Here is a 21941-nt window from a genome sequence, read left to right on the forward strand (position 1 = left end):
AGCCCTGGCCCAGTGCCGGGGTTTGTGTTATCACCTTCAGAGAAACCACCCTATGGAATGGCAACCCCATATCACCGTCGCCACCGTCGTCGAAGACAACGGGCGCTTCCTGCTCGTCGAAGAACTGCAAAACGGACAGGTGGTCTTCAACCAGCCGGCCGGCCACCTCGATCCCGATGAGAGCCTGAGCGAGGCGGCCATCCGCGAAACCCTGGAAGAAACCGGTTGGGATGTCGAACTGACCGGCGTCATCGGCATCTACCTGTACACCGCTCCCAGCAACGGCGTGACCTACCAGCGCGTGTGCTTTGCCGCCAAGCCACTGCGGCACCGCCCCGATTACCAACTGGATGACGGCATCATCGGCCCACGCTGGCTGACCCGCGACGAATTGCTGGCCCTGCGCCCGCAGTGGCGCAGCGAGCTGATCATCCGCTGTATCGACGATTATCGGGCAGGCCCGCTGCACAGTCTCGAACTGATCCGCCCTTCTCTTTAGCCTTGCGGGCGCGGGCCTGTTAGAATCGCGTCCTTTTTCGAAGACACTCATTGAATCCCTATGCGTGATCCAGCCTCCCTCGCCCCAGAAAACCTGCGCGTCATTGTCGGCATGTCCGGCGGCGTGGACTCTTCCGTTTCCGCCGTCCTGCTGATGGAGCAGGGCTATCAGGTGGAAGGCCTGTTCATGAAGAACTGGGAGGAAGACGACGGAACGCAGTACTGCACCGCCATGGACGACCTGGCGGACGCCCAGGCTGTGTGCGACAAGATCGGCATCAAGCTGCACACCGCCAACTTCGCCGCCGAGTACTGGGACAACGTGTTCGAGCTTTTCCTGGCCGAATACAAGGCCGGACGCACACCGAACCCAGACATCCTCTGCAACCGCGAAATCAAGTTCAAGGCGTTTCTCGACTACGCCCTGATGCTCGGTGCCGACCTGATCGCCACCGGCCACTACGTGCGCCGCCGCGATATCGAAGGACGCACCGAACTGCTCAAGGGTCTGGACCCGAACAAGGACCAGAGCTACTTCCTGCATGCCGTCGGTGGCGAACAGATCGCCAAGACCCTGTTTCCGGTCGGCGAGTTGGAAAAGCCCGCCGTGCGCGCGATTGCCGAAAAGCATGGCCTGGCGACCGCCAAGAAAAAGGACTCCACTGGGATCTGCTTTATCGGCGAGCGACGCTTCAGCGACTTCCTCAAGCAATACCTGCCGGCCCAAGCCGGCGAGATCAAGACGACCGAAGGTGAGGTCATTGGCCGCCACCACGGCCTGATGTATCACACCATCGGCCAGCGCCAGGGCCTGGGCATCGGCGGCCAGAAAGACGCCAGCGACGAGCCGTGGTATGTGCTGGCCAAGGACCTGGAGCACAATGAATTGATCGTCGGCCAGGGCAACGAGCACCCGTTGCTGTTTTCCCGTGCCCTGCTCGCCTCCGAGATCTTCTGGGTCAACCCGGTCGACCTGAGGAGCCCGCGTAAGTTGACGGCAAAAGTCCGTTACCGCCAGGGCGACCAGCACTGCACCCTGGAAAAAACCGTCGACGGCTATCGTGCGGTGTTCGATGAACCTCAACGCGCCGTGACGCCGGGTCAGTCCGTGGTTTTCTACGATGGCGAAATTTGCCTGGGTGGTGGCGTGATCGAAGTTGCCGAGCCCTGGACCGACGGAGCCTGCCCATGAGCCCGACCCAGGAGCAACTGACGGCACTGGGCGGTGTGTTTCTCGCGGCGGTTCTGGTGGACAAGATCGCCAAGACCGGCCAATCCAGCGAAGCTGGCCTGAGCTGCATGCTCGGCAGCCTGCTGATCCGCGACCCCAGGGACACTCTGGAAGTCTACGGTGGCGACGATCTCAACCTGCGCGACGGCTACCGCGCACTGATCGGCGCCCTCGAACGCGATCCCAGCGCCCTGCAACGCGAGCCGCTGCGCTACGCCCTGTCGATGCTCGGCCTGGAGCGCCAGTTGGCCAAGCGCGACGACATGCTGGAAACCATCGGCAAGCGCCTCCCGCAGATCCAGTCCCAAGTCGAACACTTCGGTCCAGCTCATGAAAACGTGATAGCCGCTTGTGGCGCGTTATACCAGGACACCCTAAGCACCTTGCGCCAGCGGATCCAGGTACACGGCGACATGCGCAACCTGCAACAACCGAGCAATGCTTCGAAGATCCGTGCCCTGCTGCTGGCCGGTATTCGCTCGGCCCGCCTGTGGCGCCAACTGGGCGGTCATCGCTGGCAGTTGGTTATCAGTCGGCGCAGGCTGCTCAAGGAACTCTATCCGTTGATGCATGGCGCCTGAGGCCATCGACGGAGCTGTAAAAGCGCGATACGCCGGTCAGTTGGCAACGGACCAGTGAATTTTTTCATGTATGATACGCGCCCCATTTCGTTGCCCGACTGTCCGAGAACACCCCATGCAGCTTTCTTCGCTCACTGCGGTTTCCCCTGTTGACGGCCGCTACGCCGGCAAAACCCAGGCCCTGCGCCCTATTTTCAGCGAATACGGTCTGATCCGTGCTCGCGTCCTGGTGGAAGTGCGCTGGCTTCAGCGCCTGGCCGCTCACCCTGCGATCACTGAAGTGCCGGCGTTTTCCGCGCAAGCCAATGCCGTATTGAATACCCTGGCCGAAAACTTCTCCCTGGAGCACGCCGAACGCGTCAAAGAGATCGAGCGCACCACCAACCACGACGTCAAGGCCATCGAATACCTGCTCAAGGAACAGGCCGCCAAACTGCCTGAACTCGCCGCCGTCAGTGAGTTCATCCACTTTGCCTGCACCAGCGAGGACATCAACAACCTGTCCCACGCTCTGATGCTGCGCGAAGGCCGTGACGATGTGCTGCTGCCGCTGATGCGCCAGATAGCCGAGGCCATCCGCGAGCTGGCCCAGCGCTTCGCCGCCGTGCCGATGCTGTCGCGCACCCACGGCCAGCCAGCATCGCCAACCACTCTGGGCAAGGAGCTGGCGAACGTCGTCTACCGCCTGGAGCGCCAAATCGCCCAAGTCGCCGCCGTGCCGCTGCTGGGCAAGATCAACGGAGCCGTGGGCAACTACAACGCCCACCTGTCGGCCTATCCGCAGGTCGACTGGGAAGCCAACGCCCGCGCCTTCATCGAAGACGAACTGGGCCTGGGCTTCAACCCCTACACAACGCAGATCGAGCCGCACGACTATATCGCCGAGCTATTCGATGCAATCGCGCGCTTCAACACCATCCTGATCGACTTCGACCGCGATATCTGGGGCTACATCTCCCTGGGTTACTTCAAGCAGCGCACCATTGCCGGCGAAATCGGCTCCTCGACCATGCCGCACAAAGTCAACCCAATCGACTTCGAAAACTCCGAAGGCAACCTGGGTATCGCCAACGCACTGTTCCAGCACCTGGCCAGCAAGCTGCCGATCTCCCGCTGGCAACGCGACCTGACCGACTCTACCGTACTGCGCAACCTCGGCGTCGGCTTCGCCCACAGTGTCATCGCCTACGAAGCCAGCCTCAAGGGCATCGGCAAGCTGGAGCTCAATCAGCAGAAAATTGCCGCCGACCTGGATGCTTGCTGGGAAGTCCTGGCCGAGCCGATCCAGACCGTGATGCGTCGCTACAACATCGAAAACCCCTACGAAAAACTGAAAGAGTTGACTCGCGGTAAGGGTATCAGCCCGCAAGCGCTGCAGACTTTCATCGACGGACTCGACATGCCTGCCGACGCCAAGGCCGAGCTGAAACAGTTGACCCCGGCCAACTACATCGGTAACGCCGTGAGCCAAGCCCAGCGTATCTGATCATACAGCACCCGCTCTGAACGCCCGGCCGAGCCGGGCGTTTTTATTACCGTATGAAAAATGTCTTTTTTCAATAGGTTACACATGAATCCTGATATTCCTCTGCAACTTTTAGGCGGCATTACTGCTCGCGAATTCCTACGCGACTACTGGCAGAAGAAACCGCTACTGATCCGCCAGGCCATTCCTGACTTCGAAAGCCCCATCGACCCCGACGAACTGGCCGGCCTGGCCCTGGAGGAAGAAGTCGAATCGCGCCTGATCATCGAACACGGCGAGCGCCCCTGGGAACTGCGCCGTGGACCGTTCGCCGAAGACGCCTTCAGCCAGCTACCGGAGCGTGAGTGGACCCTACTGGTGCAGGCTGTCGACCAGTTCGTTCCGGAAGTCGCCGAACTGCTGGAAAACTTCCGCTTCCTGCCAAGCTGGCGCATCGATGACGTGATGATCAGCTTCGCCGCCCCCGGCGGCAGCGTCGGTCCGCACTTCGACAACTACGATGTATTCTTGCTCCAGGGCCATGGCAAGCGCCATTGGAAGATCGGCCAGATGTGCGACTCCACCAGCCCGCTGCTGGAGCACACTGACCTGCGCATCCTCGCTGACTTTCAGGAAACCGCCGAGTGGACCCTGGAACCCGGCGATATGCTCTACCTGCCGCCGCGCCTGGCCCACTGCGGTGTCGCCGTGGACGACTGCCTGACCTACTCGGTGGGCTTCCGTGCGCCGAGCGCGGCTGAAGTACTGACCCATTTCACCGACTTCCTCAGCCAGTTTCTACCGGATGAAGAGCGCTATACTGACGCCGACGCGCAGCCGCTGGCCGATCCGCACCAGATCCAGCACGACGCTCTCGACCGCCTCAAGAGCTTGCTGGCCGAACACATGAGCGACGAACGCCTGCTGCTGACCTGGTTCGGCCAGTTCATGACCGAACCTCGCTATCCGGAACTGGTAGTAGGCCCGGAACTCGAAGAGGAAGACCTGCTTGCCGGCCTGCAACAAGGCGCGATACTGATTCGCAACCCGAGCGCACGCCTGGCCTGGTCGGAAGTCGATGACGACCTGCTGCTGTTCGCCAGTGGCCAGAGTCGCTACCTGCCGGGCAAGCTGCGCGAGTTGCTGAAAATGATCTGCGCGGCGGACGCTCTGCATCTCGACAACCTCGGCCAATGGCTGGACGATGAAGAAGGACGCGGCCTGCTCTGCGAGCTGGTCAAACAAGGAAGCCTGGGATTTGCCGATGAATAGAATTCATGTACGTGTCGCAGACTGGCAAAAGGATAACGCCGAGATCCGGCGCATTCGTGAGTCGGTGTTCATTGTCGAACAAGCCGTACCGCCGGAACTGGAGTGGGACGCCGAGGACGCCAGTGCCGTGCACTTCCTGGCGTTCGAGGGCGACTTTCCAATCGGCACTGCCCGCCTGCTGCCAGACGGGCATATCGGACGCGTTTCGGTCCTGCGCGACTGGCGCGGACTGAAGGTCGGTGACGCACTGTTGCGGGAAGTCATCGCCGAGGCCGAGAAACGCGGCCTTGAGCAGCAGATGCTCAGCGCCCAGGTACAGGCCACGGCGTTCTATGAACGGCATGGCTTCAGTATCGTCAGCGAGGAGTTTCTCGAAGCCGGGATTCCCCATGTCGACATGGTACGCAACTGCGCCTGATCTATCGGAGAGCTCTGATCCGGACCCTAGTGGCCTGTGAGATGGCTGATTTTACGCCCCGCCATCACCGATGCCGGGGCGTTTTCCCTGCCGCGATTCAACTTGACCCATCAATGGCCGAGAAACTGTCAAACTCAAGCCATTGCCAAGTCCACCGCGGAGATAACGGACATGTCCCTACGCACCCTACTCACCAGCCTCCTGCTGGCCTGTACTTTCAGCGCCCAGGCCGCCACCGAAATCATCCCCCTGAACTACCGCACCAGCGGCGACCTGCTGCCCGTCGTCCAGAACTTCCTCGGCCAGAACGGTAAGGCCAGCGCCTACCAGAACCAACTGATCGTCGACGCCGAGCCCAGCAAGATCAATGAGCTGCGCGACTTCCTCCACCAACTGGACAAGCCCGCCAGACGCTTGCTGATCAGCGTCGACACCAGCGAAAGCAACGACCAGGGCACCCAGGGCTATTCGATCAACGGTCAGGGCCAGACCCGCATCATCAGCCGTGGTACCGACAGCCGCGAGGGCGGTATCCAGCAAGTCCAAGCCAGTGAAGGCGCCCCAGCCTTGATCCAAGTGGGCCAGAGCGTGCCACTGACCACCAGCACCGGCCAGCTCGACGCCTACGGTCGGCCACAGACCCAGACCCAGTATCGCAACGTCACCCAAGGTTTCTACGTCACCGCCAGCGTCACCGGAAACATCGTTCACCTGGCCATCAGCACCAATCGTGACCGGATGAGCCAGGAGCGTCAGGATGTAGTGAACGTGCAAAGTACCGACACAATCATCAGCGGGCCGCTCGGCCAGTGGATGACGCTGGCCGGCGTCAATGGCCAGACTCAGGCTGATCGTCAGGCGCTAACCCGCAATTACTCTACCTCCAGCCGTAACGACATGACTTTGCGAGTGAAAGTCGAGATGCTGGACTAAAGCACCGAAAACTGACCGATGAGTCGCATCGGAGCAAATATGTAGTGCTTTAAAAAAAGCACTACAAAACGTTTGACGGGCTAAAAAACCAAAGGCATGATGGCCTCGCTCCCGCTAATCAAGGGCCCTGGCGAGGGCCTTCGGATCGCAGCTCTAACCTATCCCCTGAGCCGATTCGGTCTGTACCGCCCATCAGGCGCGTTTGACGAGGTTGCGACTGCAACGAAGTTGTCCCGAGGGACGGAAGCGTAATAGATACAACGGCAAGACCGGTGAAGCCCGCATGAAGGCCCACAACGCCCCACTGCGCCCGCTGCATCGCCTGCGCCTTGCTCACTTCCTTGGGTCAATCGTTCAATCGTCGCCTCCCCGCCAAACCGCACCTTTGGTCTGCGAGCAATTGTCTATACACGTTGTGCAGGTGGCGGAGTAAGGAATTCTCCCCCCCCAAGGACGACTTTTGATAAAAGACGCGACGAGGTTTATCTCCATGGCACTGACACGCGAACAGCAAATTGCGGCCCTTGAAAAAGATTGGGCGGAAAACCCGCGCTGGAAAGGCGTGACTCGCACTTACTCCGCCGCTGACGTGGTCCGCCTGCGCGGCTCGGTTCAGCCCGAGCACACCTTGGCGCGCATGGGCGCCGAGAAGCTCTGGAACCTGGTCACCCAAGGCGCCAAGCCGGCCTTTCGCCCGGAGAAAGATTTCGTCAACTGCATGGGCGCCCTGACTGGTGGCCAGGCCGTACAGCAAGTCAAGGCGGGCATTCAGGCAATCTACCTGTCGGGCTGGCAAGTGGCGGCGGACAACAACTCCGCCGAATCGATGTACCCCGACCAGTCGCTGTACCCGGTGGATTCCGTGCCGACCGTGGTCAAGCGCATCAACAACTCGTTCCGGCGCGCCGACCAGATCCAATGGAAAGCCGGCAAGAACCCCGGCGATGACGGTTACATCGATTACTTCGCACCGATCGTAGCCGACGCCGAAGCCGGTTTCGGCGGCGTCCTGAACGCCTACGAGCTGATGAAGAGCATGATCGAAGCGGGCGCGGCCGGCGTACACTTCGAAGACCAATTGGCTTCCGTGAAGAAGTGCGGCCACATGGGCGGCAAGGTATTGGTGCCGACCCAAGAGGCTGTCCACAAGCTGACCGCCGCCCGCCTGGCCGCCGATGTCGCCGGTGTACCGACCATCATCCTGGCTCGTACCGACGCCAACGCCGCCGACCTGCTGACCTCGGACTGCGATCCTTACGACCAGCCATTCGTGACGGGCCAACGCACCCAGGAAGGCTTCTATAAAGTCCGCGCCGGCCTTGACCAGGCCATTGCCCGCGGCCTGGCCTACGCGCCCTATGCCGATCTGATCTGGTGTGAAACCGCCAAGCCGGACCTGGGCGAAGCCCGCCGCTTCGCCGAGGCCATCAAGAAGGAATACCCGGACCAGCTACTGTCCTACAACTGCTCACCGTCCTTCAACTGGAAGAAAAATCTGGACGATGCGACCATCGCCAAGTTCCAACGTGAGCTGTCGGCCATGGGCTACAAGCACCAGTTCATCACCCTCGCGGGCATCCACAACATGTGGCACAGCATGTTCAACCTGGCACACGACTATGCCCGCAACGACATGACCGCCTACGTCAAGTTGCAAGAGCAGGAGTTCGCCGACGCCGCCAAGGGTTACACCTTTGTCGCGCACCAGCAGGAAGTCGGCACCGGCTACTTCGACGACATGACCACTGTGATCCAGGGCGGCTCGTCTTCGGTGACCGCACTGACCGGCTCGACCGAGGAAGAGCAGTTTCACTGATTCGGCTTCAGCGTTCTGAAGAGTCTCGTTCTGCTCTCCGAGCAACCGTCGGGACCGTCGAGGTCCCGGCAGCCGTGCCACTGAACGTGATCAACGACAAAAAGGCGAGCGTGTGTCTGGATGCTATTGCCTGATTGCCCCTCAAGAGCGAGGTACGCCGGCTCGGCGCACCTCGCATGCCCCATCCGGCGCTCGCCGAGCACAAGACTGCAGTTAATTGACGCACATAAAGTCAATAATCCGCCACAAAAATAAACAACTCGTAAACCTGATCAGAAAATATCATTTTTTTGACGTTTAGCCGATATACGGTCACAACTTTTCCGCTCCAACCTGTCATAACAGCACAAAAGCCGACGATATATTGGCAATTCGCGTGATTAGGTCAGGGAAAGGAGATAAATCATGATTTTCAACGTACAAGATTTTGGCGCAAAAGGTGACGGTATCACTGATGACACCGCAGCTATCCAGAATGCAATCGATGCGGCGGCCGCCGCTGGCGGAGGGCAGGTGTACGTGCCCTCCGGCACTTACATCGTGTCGGCCGGCGAGGAGCCTTCCGATGGCTGCCTGATGCTCAAAAGCAATGTGTACCTGTCCGGCGACGGCATGGGCGAAACCACCGTCAAGGTCGCCGACGGCTCCGACACCAAGATCACCGGCATTATCCGTTCGGCCTATGGCGAGGAAACCCACGACTTCGGGGTCAGTAACCTGACCATCGACGGCAACCGCGACCATACCACCGGCAAGATCGACGGCTGGTTCAACGGTTACATTCCCGGCGAAGAAGGCTACGACTCCAACGTCACCCTCGACAGCGTCGAGATCAAGGACTGCTCCGGGTACGGCTTCGACCCGCACGAGCAGACCGTCAACATGGTCATCAAGAACAGTGTGTCACACGGCAACGGCCTGGACGGCTTCGTCGCTGACTTCCTCAGCGCCAGCACCTTCGAAAACAACGTGGCCTACGACAACGATCGCCACGGTTTCAACGTCGTCACCAGCACTCACGACTTCACCCTCACCAACAACGTTGCCTACGACAACGGCGGCAACGGCATCGTCGTGCAACGTGGCGGCGAAGATATTCCCTCCCCCAACCACATCACCATCAGCGGCGGTGCGATGTACGGCAATGGTGCCGAAGGGGTACTGATTAAACTGTCCAGCGAGGTGACTGTCAGCGGCGTCGATATCCATGACAACGGCGGTGCCGGGGTGCGCATCTATGGCAGCAACAACGTCGATGTCACCGACAACACCCTCAATAACAACTCGCTGGGCGCCGCCGTCGCCGAAATCATCATCCAGTCCTACGACGACACGGCGGGGGTGTCCGGCAAGTACTTCAACGGCAGCGACAACACGATCCAGGGCAACCTCATCAGCGGCAGCAACCTGTCGACCTATGGCGTGGCCGAGCGCAACGAAGACGGCACCGACCGCAACGCCATTATCGGCAACACCATCAGCCACACCAGCCGGGGCGACACCCTGGTCTATGGCGACGGCAGCTATGTCAGCGACACGCTACCGATGATCACGGTACAAGGCACCGACGGCAACGACACCCTGCTGGGCAGCGGCGCCAGCGAGATTTTCTATGGCAAGGCCGGCAATGACATCATCAATGGCGGTGGCGGTGACGACATCCTCGTCGGTGGCGCGCACATCGATAAGCTCACCGGCGGTGCTGGCGCCGATACATTCCGTTTTGCCAATCAGTCCGACAGCTACCGCAACGCCACCACCAGCTTCGACGACATCCTCAGCGACTTCGATGTCACCAAGGATAAGATCGATCTCGCCGGCCTTGGCTTTACCGGCCTGGGCAACGGTCGCGGCGGCACCTTGCAGATCAGTTACAACCCCGACAGCGACCGCACCTACATCAAGGATTACGAGCCCGACGCCAGTGGCAATCGCTTCGAGTTGATCCTCACGGGTAACGTCGCCGACACCCTCAGTGCCAGCAACTTCATCTTCAACCGGATCCTCACCGGCACTAGCGGCAACGACTCGCTGTCAGGCACCGACTCGGCCGACACCCTGCTCGGCCTGGCGGGCGACGACAGCCTCAATGGCGGCGCTGGCGACGACAAGCTCGACGGCGGCGCCGGCATGGACATTCTCACCGGAGGAGCCGGGGCGGATACCTATGTGTTTTCCAATCGCCTGGATAGCTATCGCAATTACAGTACCGGTGGCGCCATCGTCGACGACCTGATCACCGGCTTCGATGTCGGCGCCGACAGGATCGATCTCTCGGCCATGGGTTTTACCGGCCTGGGCGACGGCAAGAACGACACCGTCTACCTGGTGCTCAATAGTGCCGGGACCAAGACCTACATTAAATCGCTGACTGAAGACGCCCATGGCAACCGCTTCGAGGTGGCGCTGGACGGTAACTACCTCGGCCAATTGAGCAGCGCCAACTTCCTCTTTGCCAGCCCCTCGACAGTCAATCACGCACCCGTGGTGGCCACCCCGCTGGTGGACCAGGCAGCGACCGAAAACACACCGTTCAGCTACGTAGTGCCGGCCACCAGCTTTATTGATCCGGACAACGACAACCTCAGCTACAGCGCCACCCTGCTCGACGGTAGCGCCCTTCCCGACTGGCTGCTCTTCGATGCCGCCAGCCGTACCTTCAGCGGCACGCCCAGCGACACGGCGTCCGGCACCTACGCCATTCAGGTCAGCGCGACCGACGGCAGCCATGCCACGGTCAGCGACACCTTTACCCTTGCCGTGCAAGATGTGCCTGCGTCCCCCATTGTGATCGACGGTACGCCGGGCAACGACACCTTGACCGGCACCATGGCCAATGAGCAGTTGTTCGGCGGGGCCGGCGGCGACCTCGTCAATGGCGGCGCAGGCAATGACATCCTGGTCGGCGGCAGCGGCATCGACAAACTCACCGGCGGCGCGGGCGCCGATGTCTTTCGCTTTACCTCTCAACTCGACAGCTATCGTACCGAGACCACCGGCGCCAGTGACCAGATTCTCGACTTCAGCGTATCCGACGACAAAATCGATGTCTCGGCACTCGGCTATACCGGTCTGGGCAACGGCCGCGACGGCACTTTGCTGGTCACCTACAGCGCCGCGACCCACCGCACTTACCTCAAGGACCTCACCGCCGATGCTAACGGCAACCGCTTCGAAGTATCGCTGGCAGGCAATCTGCTCAACAGCCTGAGCGCCAGTCACTTTGTCTTCGCCGACCAGCACACACCCGGCAATGTGGCACCGGTGGTGAGCATACCGCTACTCGACCAAAATGCCACCGAACGCACGCCATTCACTTATACCGTCACCCATAACAGTTTCACCGATGCCAATCAGGATCAACTGAGCTATACCGCGACTCTCGCCAATGGCAGTGCCCTGCCCACGTGGCTGAGCTTCAATGCCGCCACCCTGACGTTCAGCGGCACCCCACCCAGCACTGCGGCGGGCGACTACAGTGTGCTGATCAAGGCCACCGATCCGGCTGGCGCCACGGTCAGCGATGGCTTCGAACTGACCGTGGCCGACGATCCCACCAATACCCTGACCGGTACCAACGGCGCCGACACCCTCAATGGCACCACCGGCACCGACCTAATCCTCGGCCTGGGCGGCAACGACACAATCAACGCAGGCGCCGGCATGGACATCATCGATGGCGGCAGCGGACGCGACGAGCTGCATGGCGGCAGCGGCGCCGACACCTTCCGTTATGACAATACGCTCGACAGCTACCGCGACTACGACACGGGCGGCATCACGGCCACCGATACACTCATTGATTTCAGCGCCGGCGTCGACAAGATCGATGTCTCTGGCCTGGGCTTCCTCGGCCTCGGCGATGGCAGCCACCACACGCTGTACCTCACGCTGAACGATACCGGCGACAAGACCTACATCAAGTCCAGCGAGGTCGACGCCGATGGCAATCGCTTCGAGATCGCCCTCCAGGGCAACTACCTCAACACCCTGACCGCCAACGATTTCGTATTCGCCGAGCGCGCCCAGCAGGATATCCTCTACCTGCCGACCCTCGGCCAATCCAACGCGCGCCTGATGCGCATGAGCGAAGACGACGATCAATCCGGTACTTCGATGCTGGTCAATGACCTGAGCAAGTACACCGACTATGACGTGCGCAGCCAGTTCGACGATGCCGACGGCAATGGCATCGACATCGCGGTGGGTGGCAGTACCGTCGACGGTTTGTCGACGATGAGCCCCGTCGAGCTCGAACTGTGCTGGTGGCTGACCGACATCCAGCAGCCCGGACCGGCGCTGTTGCGCGCGGTGGCGCTGCTGCAGGGCCAACTCACTGAACTTCAAGCCATCGATAACGTCACCATGGGCATCATCTGGGGCCAGGGCGAGGAAGCCGCGCAGGAGATCGCCCGTGCCAGCGACAAGCAGGCGGCCGCGGCGGCCTACAAGGCGGCGACGCTGGCGGTGTTCGACTACCTGCACGCACAATTGGGCAGCTTCAACGTGTACCTGATGGAGACCGGTCACTACCAGGCGGACGCGGCGCGCGCCCATGGTTATTCCGAGGAGAAGATTGCCGGCATCGTCGAAGGGGTCGGCTATGTCCGGGCGATCCAGGAGGCCATCGCCGCCGAGCGCGGCGACGTCAAGCTGGCGGTGGACTACACCGACCTGCCACTGCGTTATGAAGTCGATCCGCTGGTGTATCCCGACGATGTCTGGCACTTGCACGAGGAGTCGGCGGAAATCGTCGGCCAGCGCCTAGCCGACTACATCGCCGATGACCTTGGTTTCCAGGGCAATGCTGACGATAACCACAGCGTGCAGGATATTTTCGACAACGCGCAGAATGAAGGCGGGCATATTTTCGGCACGGATCAGGACGATACCCTGGTAGGCGGCTCGGGCAACGACATACTGGACGGCGATCTCGGCGCCGATACCATGACCGGCGGTGACGGTAACGATATCTACGTGGTCGACAATGGGTTCGACAGCGTGGTGGAAAGCGATACTTCGGCCTCGCAGATCGATATCGTGCAGGCATCGGTTAGCTGGACCCTGGGCGCCAACCTCGAAAACCTGGTACTGAGTGGCGTGTCGGCCATTGACGGCACTGGCAATGAGCTGCGCAACTTCATTGCCGGCAACGCCGCCGACAACGTGCTCGATGGCGCCGCCGGAGCCGACCGACTGAGCGGTGGCAATGGCAACGACACCTACTATGTCGACAACCTCGACGATAGCGTGATCGAGACCAATGGCAATAAGGTGACGGGCGGTATCGACAGCGTACACAGTAGCCTGGCGGCCTACACCCTCACCAACAATGTCGAGAACCTCTACATCGACGCCAGTGGTTCCGCCAATGGCACCGGTAATGCGCTGGACAATACGCTATTCGCCGGTGCCGGCAACAACGTGTTGGACGGGCGTGATGGCCAGGATACGGTGTCCTTCGAACGGGCCTTGGCCGCGATTACCGCGACGCTTTCGACCTCTGCGCAACAAAACACCCTGGGCTCTGGGCTCGACACTTTGAAGAATATCGAGAACCTGACAGGCAGTGTCTACGCCGATAACCTGACGGGCAACAGCCGCGCCAACGTCCTGGATGGCGGCGCGGGCAACGACACCCTGCTGGCGGGCGCGGGCGACGATCGACTGATCGGCGGCGCGGGAACCCACAGCTTGACCGGCGGCACTGGCGCGGACACCTACGCGTTCGGGGCGCTATCGCAGATGGGCGTCGGCGCGTTGCGGGATGTGATCAACGGCTTCAAGACCAGCGAGGGCGACCAATTGGACTTCACCGGCCTGGACGCCAACCCGCTGACTGCGGGCGTCCAGGCCTTCACGTTCATTGGCGCCAATGCCTTCGACACCGACAACGCCACCGGTCAACTGCGCTTTGCCGATGGCATTCTCTATGCCAGCCTGAATGCCGACGCCAGTGCCGAGTTCGAAATCCAGTTGGTGGGTGTCAAGGAACTGCACGCCAGCGACTTCACTGTCTGAACGAAAAAAGCCGGACACGCCCCGTGGCGAGGGCGTGTCCGGCACCGATTATCAAAACAGGCGTTGCACCTGCTCCAGGATCGCGCGATTCATCTGGCCGGTGCGGATGTGCAGGCTCACGTAGCTTTGTAACATGTCGAGCCGGGTGTCCAGCAGATCACGACGCGCCTGAAAGACTCGCTGCTGGGCATCCAGGACATCCACGGTAGAACGCACACCACCCTGAAGGCCTTTTTCCGTCGATGCCAGCGCCCGCCGATTGGACTCCACCGCCCGCTCCATCGCCTTGCTCTTGGCAAATCCGGCAACGACCCCCAGGTAGTCCGTCTCGATCTCCTCGGCCAATTGTTGGCGCTGCACATCGTATTCGGATCGAGCGCCGGCCAACTGCGCCTCGGCCTTGGCCACCGAGGCCCGTACCGCGCCGCCACGATACAACGGGATATCCAGTTGTACGCCTATGTAATAGCTGTCCTGGCGCGGGTCGAGGTCTTGATATTGGCGGGTTTCCCGATGACTCAATTGAGTGGTCAGCGACAAGCTCGGATAATGCCCGGCGCGCTGGCTGTCCGCCTGCGCTTGCGCCACGCTCACCGCCGCCAGCCGGGCGGCCAGCTCGGGGCTGGCCTCGTGGGCGATTGTCGTCCAGTATGGCAAATCCCGCTCTGCCGGGAGCGGACTGCTGACGACGAGTTCCTCGCGCATGGGCTGGATATCGTCGACAGGCACACGGGTGCGCCCCGACAACGCCCGCAACGCCGCCACGCGATGGGCCGCCGCCTCGGCTTCCTGGGCCTCGACCAGATCGAGCCGCGCCTGGGCCTCGTCGATGTCGGTGATCGCACCCTGGCCAGACTGATAGAGCCGTTTACTCTGCACGACCAAGCCGCGAATGGCAGTCTTTTGCTGGGCAATCAACTTAATCTCATTCTCGGCCCGAGCCACATCAAAGTAGCCTTTGGCAACCCGCTCGAACAAGCTTTGGCCAGCGACGTCGAACTGCTGGACGCCCAATTGCCCCCGCGCCTTGCCCTCCCGATATGCCGCCCAGCGAGCCGGGTCGTATAACGCTTGCTGCGCCGCCAGGGTAACGTTATCGGCCTGGTAATCGTTGCTGTTGACATAACCGTTGTCGTCACCGCCATCGGTACGCCCACCTCGGCCGTAACGTGATGTCAGCGACACTTGTGGGTAGAGGCCTCCGCGCCCGATTGTCTCTTCCTGTTGCGAGGCCTCATAGGCGTGCGCCGCCGAGTGCAGCGTCGGATCATTCAGGCGCGAGGCGTCGTAGGAGGCGGTCAGACTCAAGCCGTCCACGCCCGCCCAGGCGGGCTGGACCGCCCACCAAGCGCTACACAAGCCCAGCAACATCCAAACGCCATGGCGATGACATCTGATCATGCTTATTCTTCCTTGAAGGCGGCCAGCAAGCGTTCGCGCAACGGTTTCATCAGGTAATTCATCAACGTGCGCTCGCCTGTCACCACGGTGACATCGGCGAGCATACCGGGGCGTACCAATAGTCCCGCGGCCTGTAGCGCGGTGACGGTATCGATGCCAATCCCGACCTTCGCGGCGAAGTACGGCTGATGCGTCTGTTCATCGAGCAACTGATCCGCCGACACCGTATTCACCGTACCGGTGACTGTCGGCGTATCCACCCGTTGCAAGGCGGTAAAGTGCACATGCACCGCCAGCCCGGGATGTAATTTATTGGCCAGCAGCGGCGGGAAACGCGCCGTGATCGCCATCGGCGCATCCAGTGGCACCACCTGCATCAAGCTTTGGCCGGCCTGAGCGACACCGCCGACCGTATGAATGCTCAGGTCCATGATCTGCCCGGCCACCGGTGCGCGGATGGCACCGTTGTCGACCTCGAACCGCAGCGCGCGCATTTGGTCGGCAAAGCCTGCCGCTTCGGCGGAAACCTCACTGAGCTGGGTTTCGGCATCGCGGCGAAATTCTTGTTGCGCCTGCAGGACCTTGAGACGGCTTTCATTGATGGCCTGGCGAGTCCTGCCGATATCGCCCATGCCAGAGGCGATCTGCCCCGCCAACTGGGCGGCGTTACGCTCGGCCTCATAGAGCTTGTTGCGCGGCACGTAACCTTCACCCGCCAGATCGCGCAGTCCATCGAGTTCCTGCTGCTGGAACTGCATTTGCGCATCGTAGTTACGCTTGACCCCTTCATAGCCGCGCAATTGCTGCTGCAACGAGGCCTCCTCGTGTTCGAGAATCTGCAAGCGGCTACCCAACTCCGCCCGACGGGTATGAAACAACTGGCTCTGCAAGGCCATGGAAGCCTTGAATCGCGGCTCATCGGCACGCTGCAGCAGTTCGCTGGGCCATTCGATCCCGGCGTTACCCAGGCGCTCGGCAATCAAGCGTGCCTCGATCCCGCGATCATTGAGCAACTTGCCCAAAATCACGTCCAACTGCGACTGTGCCTGCACCGTATTGAGCTGCACCAGCAACTGCCCTTGGCTGACGCGATCGCCATCGTTGACCAGCAGTTGTTCAACCACGCCACCGATCAATGACTGCACCGCCTTACGCTCGCCCGCCACCACCACGGTACCGCTACCCACCACCCCCTGATCGAGCGGTGCCAGACAAGCCCAGAGCAACGCGCCCCCTAATGCCACCACCAGCAAACCCACGCCATAACGCGCCGCCCCGTCGGCATCGGTGCTGGCTCGGGATAACGCTGGGACCTCGCCGTACATCGTCACGCCCGGAGTCAGATCACGCATCGCCGCCAGCCTCCCGGACCATCGCCGGCCGAGGCCCCGGCATCAGCGCCTTGAGCACCCGCTCCCGTGGGCCGAACGCTTGTTGAGCGCCGTCCTGGAGCAGCAGGATATGATCGACCACCGCCAGCACACTGGGTCGGTGAGTAATCAACACCACGGTACTGCCGGCGACCTTGAGCGCGCTGATGGCCTGCACCAGCGCTAATTCCCCGGCTTCGTCAAGGTTGGAATTGGGCTCGTCGAGTACCACCAACGACGGATTTCCATACAGCGCGCGCGCCAGCCCGAGGCGTTGCTTTTGCCCACCGGAAAGCCCCAGCCCGCCAGGGCCCAGGGGGGTGTCGTAGCCCTTGGGGAATCGCAGGATCATCTCGTGGATGCCCGCGTGGCGGCTGGCGGCGATGATCTTGTCGGCCTCCTGCCGACCAAAACGGGCAATGTTGTCGGCGACGCTGCCATCGAACAGTTCGATGTCTTGCGGCAAATAGCCCAGGTGCGGCCCCAACGCCTCGCATGTCCATTGACTAATTTCGGCTTCGTCCAAACGCACCGATCCGCCCATGGCCGGCCATACGCCCACCAGCGCCCTGGCCAGAGTCGACTTGCCACTGGCGCTGGGACCGACCACTGCGAGAACCTCACCTTTGCCCAGACTAAAATGGATGCCGCGCAGGATCGGCTGCAAAGCCCCCGGTGGGCCAACATACAACTGCTCCAGGCGCACCGCGCCGGTGGGCGCGGGCAATGGCATGCGCGGGCGCCCGCGCGGATGCTGGACCAGCAACTGGCTCAAGCGTTGGTAGCTTTGGCGCCCGCTGTTGAATTGCTTCCACGAGCCGATGGCGATTTCCACCGGCGCTAGCGCACGGCCAAGCAAAAGCGACATGGCGATCATCATGCCCCCCGATAACTGGCCTTCGAGCACCAGCAACGCCCCCAGCCCGAGGGACAGTGACTGTCCGGAAATACGTACAAAACGACTGGTCGCCGAGATCCGCGCACCGCGGTCGCTGGCATGTGCCTGAGCGGCGATGATTTGCTGTTGCAGCAGACTCCAACGCTGACGGAGCGGCCCGAGCATGCCCAGCGCCTAAATCACTTCGGCATTCTGCAAGGTACTATTGACGTAGGCTGCCGACTGCACACTCAGGCGATTGGCTTCGCCCAGGCACGCCCGGGTCGCCAACTCGCCCCACAGCGCCAGGCCGACCAATACCAGCGCGAGGAGCAGCGTCAACACCCCAAACCAGGGATGAAAAATGAACGCGATCAACAGGAAGATGGGCAGCCACGGCGCATCGAGCAAAGCGATCAAGCCTTGGCCGGCGATCAATTGCCGCAACGTGGCCAAGTCGCCAAGCACCTGCGCCGGATTGGCGTTGTGCTCGCGCAGGCCGCGAGCAAACGCAGCATCGAACAGGCGCTCGCCCAGAGCCTCGTCGATACCCGCGCTCATACGGATCATCACTTGGCCGCGCACCCATTCGATCAAGGCGCTGACCATGAACAGGCCCAGGGCGATCAGGGTCAGCATGAACAACGTGGTTTCATTGCGGCTGGTGAGAACCCGGTCATACACCTGCATCATGTACAACGAAGGCACCAACACCAGCATATTGATCGCGCCGCTGAACAGCCCCAGCGACCAGAATACTCGGCGATAAGAGAGCAAGGCGACATCAATGTCGTGGCGTGGATCGAGCAGCAGGCGCATGGAGTGTCATCCTGTCAAAGCAATAGTCACTTCTGAACGCAATGCGCGGCAAAGGAGAACCCGCCTCCGTCACCGTCGCGCTCGACTGCTGACGGTATTATGTCGTTATTACCAGACATCACCCCTTAAAGTCAAATAATTGGCGGTAAGCGGCTCGCGCACCACCTCTAGGGAAACGCTGATTTATTCCAGCCCATTCCCCAAGCAGTTCCACCACGGCGCCTGAATTGAGATAATCAAGCCCTCCAATACAAAGTGAACCTGCCTGCCATGCAATCGAGCTTTTCCGATCTTGAGTACGCTGCCAAGAAGAAGTGGACCCGGCGCGACCGTTTTCTCGCCGAAATCGACTCCGTGACCCCGTGGCAGGCGCTGATAACCTAGCTGGAACCCTTCTACCCCAAGGGCAAGGGGCCGGGCCGTCCACCTGTGGGCCTGGAGCGGATGTTGCGCATGTATGTGGCCCAGCAATGTTTCGGCCTGTCCGATGAAGGGATCGAAGATGCACTCTACGACAGCCAGTCGATCCGCCGCTTCGTTGGCATTGATCTGGGACGCGAGGCTGCGCCGGACGCCACCACCTTGCTGAAGTTTCGTCGCCTGCTCGAAACCCACGCGCTGACCCGCAAAATCTTCGACACCATCAACGGGCATCTGGCCGCCAAAGGCCTGCTGATGCGTGAAGGAACGATTGTCGATGCCACACTGATTGCCGCGCCGCCGTCGACCAAAAACCGGGAGAAGGCCCGCGATCCCCAGATGCATTAGACGAAAAAAGGCAATCAGTGGTACCTTCCCGTCGCCGTCGCGGCCCCATACTTCTTGCTGGTCCATTCCGCTCCGGTATGCATCAACTCCAGCGCAACCGCCGTGGTCGCCAACGCCGCCGCCGCGAACTCAGCCTTCTGCTTATGCCCCTCGGACATCGCCTGCGCTTTGCTGTACAACTGAAAGGCTTCATACAGACCGACGATCACACCAATGCGCAACGCGTAAAAATTACCGACCTTGCCCGCTTCCAATTCAGCTTGAACCGACGCCCTTACCCGCACCTGCAACTCCAGCCGCACCCGCTCAATGCTTTTCGGCGTCTTGGCCTCGGCCAATTCCTCCAGGCGCAATTGCGGCGCAAAGTGGCCCAGGCGCCAACTCACGGCAGTGATCAGCACATTCGCCATCGCCTTGTCGACGCTGTTGGGCGAACCGTAGGTGAACACCCCTTTGGCCAGTTGTGCATACCAGCCCATCAACACGCCCATTTGCGAGCGGGCCAGCCACTCCATGGGCGTCGGCTTTTCGCCATCGGCCAGCACCTTGTTGGCCTTTTCGAAGGCATTGATAATGCTTTTGCCGCGCTTGATTTCCTTGATCGCGGTGGCTGCAATGTCTTTGAGCGGCAAGCTTGCGAACAGCGATTTGCTTTCCGTCAAACCGTCTCGGGCGTCTTCTATAAGCGCCTGTTGGTTTAATGCATAAGCGCGCCAAAACAGGTTGCCTTCGGCAATGTGCAGGTCTTCCCACCACTGGGTCTCTAGCGACGTGGGCATCGCCAATTACGCATCGGAATTATTTTGCTGCCGGACAGCAGGCCGCCATCCTGGGCGTTCGAGCATAGGCGTTTCGCTACGTTCTTTCAGGGTATTGGCCCGCAAATTGGCACCGATAACCGGACCGAAATCTTCGGCTGTAGTGAGTTTTGGGATGGGCTTGCCGGGTTGTCCAGCCTCCTGGATCTCCTTGGGCCAGCGTGGCGCCCAGCACAGAAGCAGCGAGATCCAATGACACAACGCATGCAGTACAATAAGGGGCGACAATAAGGTGCCAGTGATTAAGGCGGTGATCTTTCCGCCATTACGCCAGAAACCCGACATAAAACGCAGGGTGGCCCGCACCGGTTCAATCGGAGTAGGCCGAAGCGTGAGTAACCGCTTGGGTTTGGGCACCGCTTGCGGCCCTTCTTCCATGTAGCGGCGGATAAACTCCCAGAACCCAACCAGTTCCTGATTACCGTGCATGGGGCGTCCCAGCATCAGGGTTTCGTCGTAGCCCGCGCTGGTGTGTTCGGAAAGAAAACCCAAAATCAAAAAACCACCCATACCCATAAAATCGGGATCTTCTGGGCTTATAGCCGGAATGACCGCACTCCACGGTAAAGTAGTAATACCCCCCGCATAATCTGGACGACTGACATAAACCTGCTTAGTTATTCGATTAAAACGCGCAACCAAATACCGCTGGGTAAACAACTCAACACGAATCCAGCGCCACGTATATTTCCAAAGGAAATAATTCATTACAAACCAAAGACTCACAATCATCCCACCAAAAAACCACCCTCCAAAACCTGACGAGTCTCCCGAAACAAAATCCGAAACTAAAATATTAATAATCACCCATACAAACGCATAAAACATGTAGAAATTCAGCCCTACTCCAAAAGCCAAAAAACCAAATGTAATTAGTCCTCTTTTTTCTTCCTGAAAAGCTGCACGCACATCAATATGATTTTCATCAAACGCGTACAATGAATTCGCGTCAGTAGGAGCATCACTGGCTCGTTCATAAAACCTCCATTGCTTTGAGCTTTTCTTCACATGTACTTTTGCTGTGGAACCATTCTCTTCATTTTTGGCTGTTTCTTTTCTCCAGAACTCGCGTATCTCTGGGCTCTCTGTCTTTACAGACCACATCATCCGCTCAAATAAGAACATTACTCACCAACCATGCTATTGAAGGCGGATTCCAAGCCTATAATCTCTTCAGCCTGGTTTTTAAATCTCTTAGCCTTTTTACTTTTCCGAAATATTGATTTATTGCACCAAACTTCAATTTTCTTCGGTTCAAAGAGCCATATTGCACCACCAACAAACAATGCAATCCAGGCGAATCGGGCTAAACCCGCACGCATCATAAGGAGTGCTCGCTCAGTGGCTAGACGTGCAGCAACAAACTCCAAAGCCTGAAGAAATTTTAAAGTCATAGCGTTCCCCGTCTTAACCATCAGCATACGTAAATAGGGACCGCTTCCCGATATCGCTAACCCCAAAGAAAGAACTGAAACCCCAAACGTGGCGGTTCCTTTAACAGCATATGCAAACGCCAGAGAAAATTGTCTATTGTAGGCTTGATCAATCGCAGCATTTGCATCTAACGAACCACCAATCACCCCACCAATAGCCCCCAAAAACCCACCATACAACTTCAACCCACCGCCCCAGTTCGCCGCTATCCTTCCCGTC

At 60.1% G+C, this 21941-nt stretch carries 14 protein-coding genes and 2 pseudogenes; 10 read left to right on the top strand and 6 right to left on the bottom strand.

Features of this window, described 5'->3' with window-relative positions; genetic code table 11:
• The first annotated feature begins 52 nt into the window (after window positions 1-52).
• From BMX68_RS17525 to BMX68_RS17565, 9 genes are all read left to right on the top strand, one after another.
• Entirely contained in the window at window positions 53-499 is a 447-nt protein-coding gene (locus BMX68_RS17525) for an NUDIX hydrolase (RefSeq protein ID WP_060783117.1), read from the top strand.
• Between the two features lie 60 nt (window positions 500-559).
• Window positions 560-1690: a tRNA 2-thiouridine(34) synthase MnmA gene (gene mnmA, locus BMX68_RS17530; protein ID WP_017132368.1), complete on the top strand. Its 1131-nt coding sequence runs from the start codon at window positions 560-562 to the stop codon at window positions 1688-1690.
• Complete coding sequence (hflD, locus tag BMX68_RS17535) at window positions 1687-2310, top strand: high frequency lysogenization protein HflD (RefSeq protein ID WP_017132367.1); 624 nt, start codon at window positions 1687-1689, stop codon at window positions 2308-2310. Before mnmA ends, hflD begins: the two co-directional genes overlap by 4 nt.
• Before the next feature lie 115 nt (window positions 2311-2425).
• Window positions 2426-3796 (top strand): adenylosuccinate lyase, encoded by a 1371-nt coding sequence (purB, locus tag BMX68_RS17540; RefSeq protein ID WP_017132366.1) that lies wholly within the window; start codon window positions 2426-2428, stop codon window positions 3794-3796.
• An 84-nt stretch (window positions 3797-3880) separates the two neighbouring features.
• Window positions 3881-5047, top strand: coding sequence for a ribosomal protein uL16 3-hydroxylase (locus BMX68_RS17545; protein WP_017132365.1), 1167 nt, complete (start codon window positions 3881-3883; stop codon window positions 5045-5047).
• Window positions 5040-5465 (top strand): GNAT family N-acetyltransferase, encoded by a 426-nt coding sequence (locus tag BMX68_RS17550; protein WP_017132364.1) that lies wholly within the window; start codon window positions 5040-5042, stop codon window positions 5463-5465. Before BMX68_RS17545 ends, BMX68_RS17550 begins: the two co-directional genes overlap by 8 nt.
• Before the next feature lie 171 nt (window positions 5466-5636).
• Entirely contained in the window at window positions 5637-6398 is a 762-nt protein-coding gene (locus tag BMX68_RS17555; protein ID WP_017132363.1) for a secretin N-terminal domain-containing protein, read from the top strand.
• Between the two features lie 490 nt (window positions 6399-6888).
• Window positions 6889-8214, top strand: coding sequence for an isocitrate lyase (gene aceA / locus BMX68_RS17560; protein WP_017132362.1), 1326 nt, complete (start codon window positions 6889-6891; stop codon window positions 8212-8214).
• 405 nt (window positions 8215-8619) lie between these two features.
• Window positions 8620-14235, top strand: a complete 5616-nt coding sequence (locus BMX68_RS17565) for a putative Ig domain-containing protein (RefSeq protein ID WP_074862425.1) — start codon at window positions 8620-8622, stop codon at window positions 14233-14235.
• A gap of 51 nt (window positions 14236-14286) precedes the next feature.
• Here BMX68_RS17565 and BMX68_RS17570 read toward each other — a convergent pair whose 3' ends face one another.
• From BMX68_RS17570 to BMX68_RS17580, 3 genes and pseudogenes are all read right to left on the bottom strand, one after another.
• On the bottom strand, window positions 14287-15636 hold the full coding sequence (locus BMX68_RS17570; protein ID WP_017132361.1) for a TolC family outer membrane protein: 1350 nt from the start codon (window positions 15634-15636) through the stop codon (window positions 14287-14289).
• A gap of 2 nt (window positions 15637-15638) precedes the next feature.
• Window positions 15639-16988: an HlyD family type I secretion periplasmic adaptor subunit gene (locus tag BMX68_RS17575; RefSeq protein WP_017132360.1), complete on the bottom strand. Its 1350-nt coding sequence runs from the start codon at window positions 16986-16988 to the stop codon at window positions 15639-15641.
• Window positions 16981-18702, bottom strand: a pseudogene (locus BMX68_RS17580) (type I secretion system permease/ATPase). The gene BMX68_RS17575 and the pseudogene BMX68_RS17580 overlap by 8 nt, the downstream one beginning before the upstream one ends.
• 270 nt (window positions 18703-18972) lie before the next feature.
• Here BMX68_RS17580 and BMX68_RS17585 point away from each other — a divergent pair.
• Window positions 18973-19467: pseudogene (locus tag BMX68_RS17585) on the top strand (IS5 family transposase); the annotation flags it as partial.
• 17 nt (window positions 19468-19484) lie between these two features.
• Here BMX68_RS17585 and BMX68_RS17590 read toward each other — a convergent pair.
• From BMX68_RS17590 to BMX68_RS25970, 3 genes are all read right to left on the bottom strand, one after another.
• Window positions 19485-20249: a hypothetical protein gene (locus BMX68_RS17590; RefSeq protein ID WP_074862427.1), complete on the bottom strand. Its 765-nt coding sequence runs from the start codon at window positions 20247-20249 to the stop codon at window positions 19485-19487.
• A gap of 6 nt (window positions 20250-20255) precedes the next feature.
• Window positions 20256-21413 carry a DUF6708 domain-containing protein gene (locus BMX68_RS25595; RefSeq protein WP_143063315.1) on the bottom strand — a complete coding sequence of 386 codons (1158 nt, stop codon included), beginning with the start codon at window positions 21411-21413 and terminating at the stop codon, window positions 20256-20258.
• A partial coding sequence (locus BMX68_RS25970) for a hypothetical protein (protein WP_218145913.1) occupies window positions 21413-21941 on the bottom strand: 529 nt, incomplete at its 5' end. The genes BMX68_RS25970 and BMX68_RS25595, both read right to left, overlap by 1 nt.

It is taken from the genome of Pseudomonas agarici (assembly GCF_900109755.1).
Lineage (GTDB): Bacteria > Pseudomonadota > Gammaproteobacteria > Pseudomonadales > Pseudomonadaceae > Aquipseudomonas > Aquipseudomonas agarici.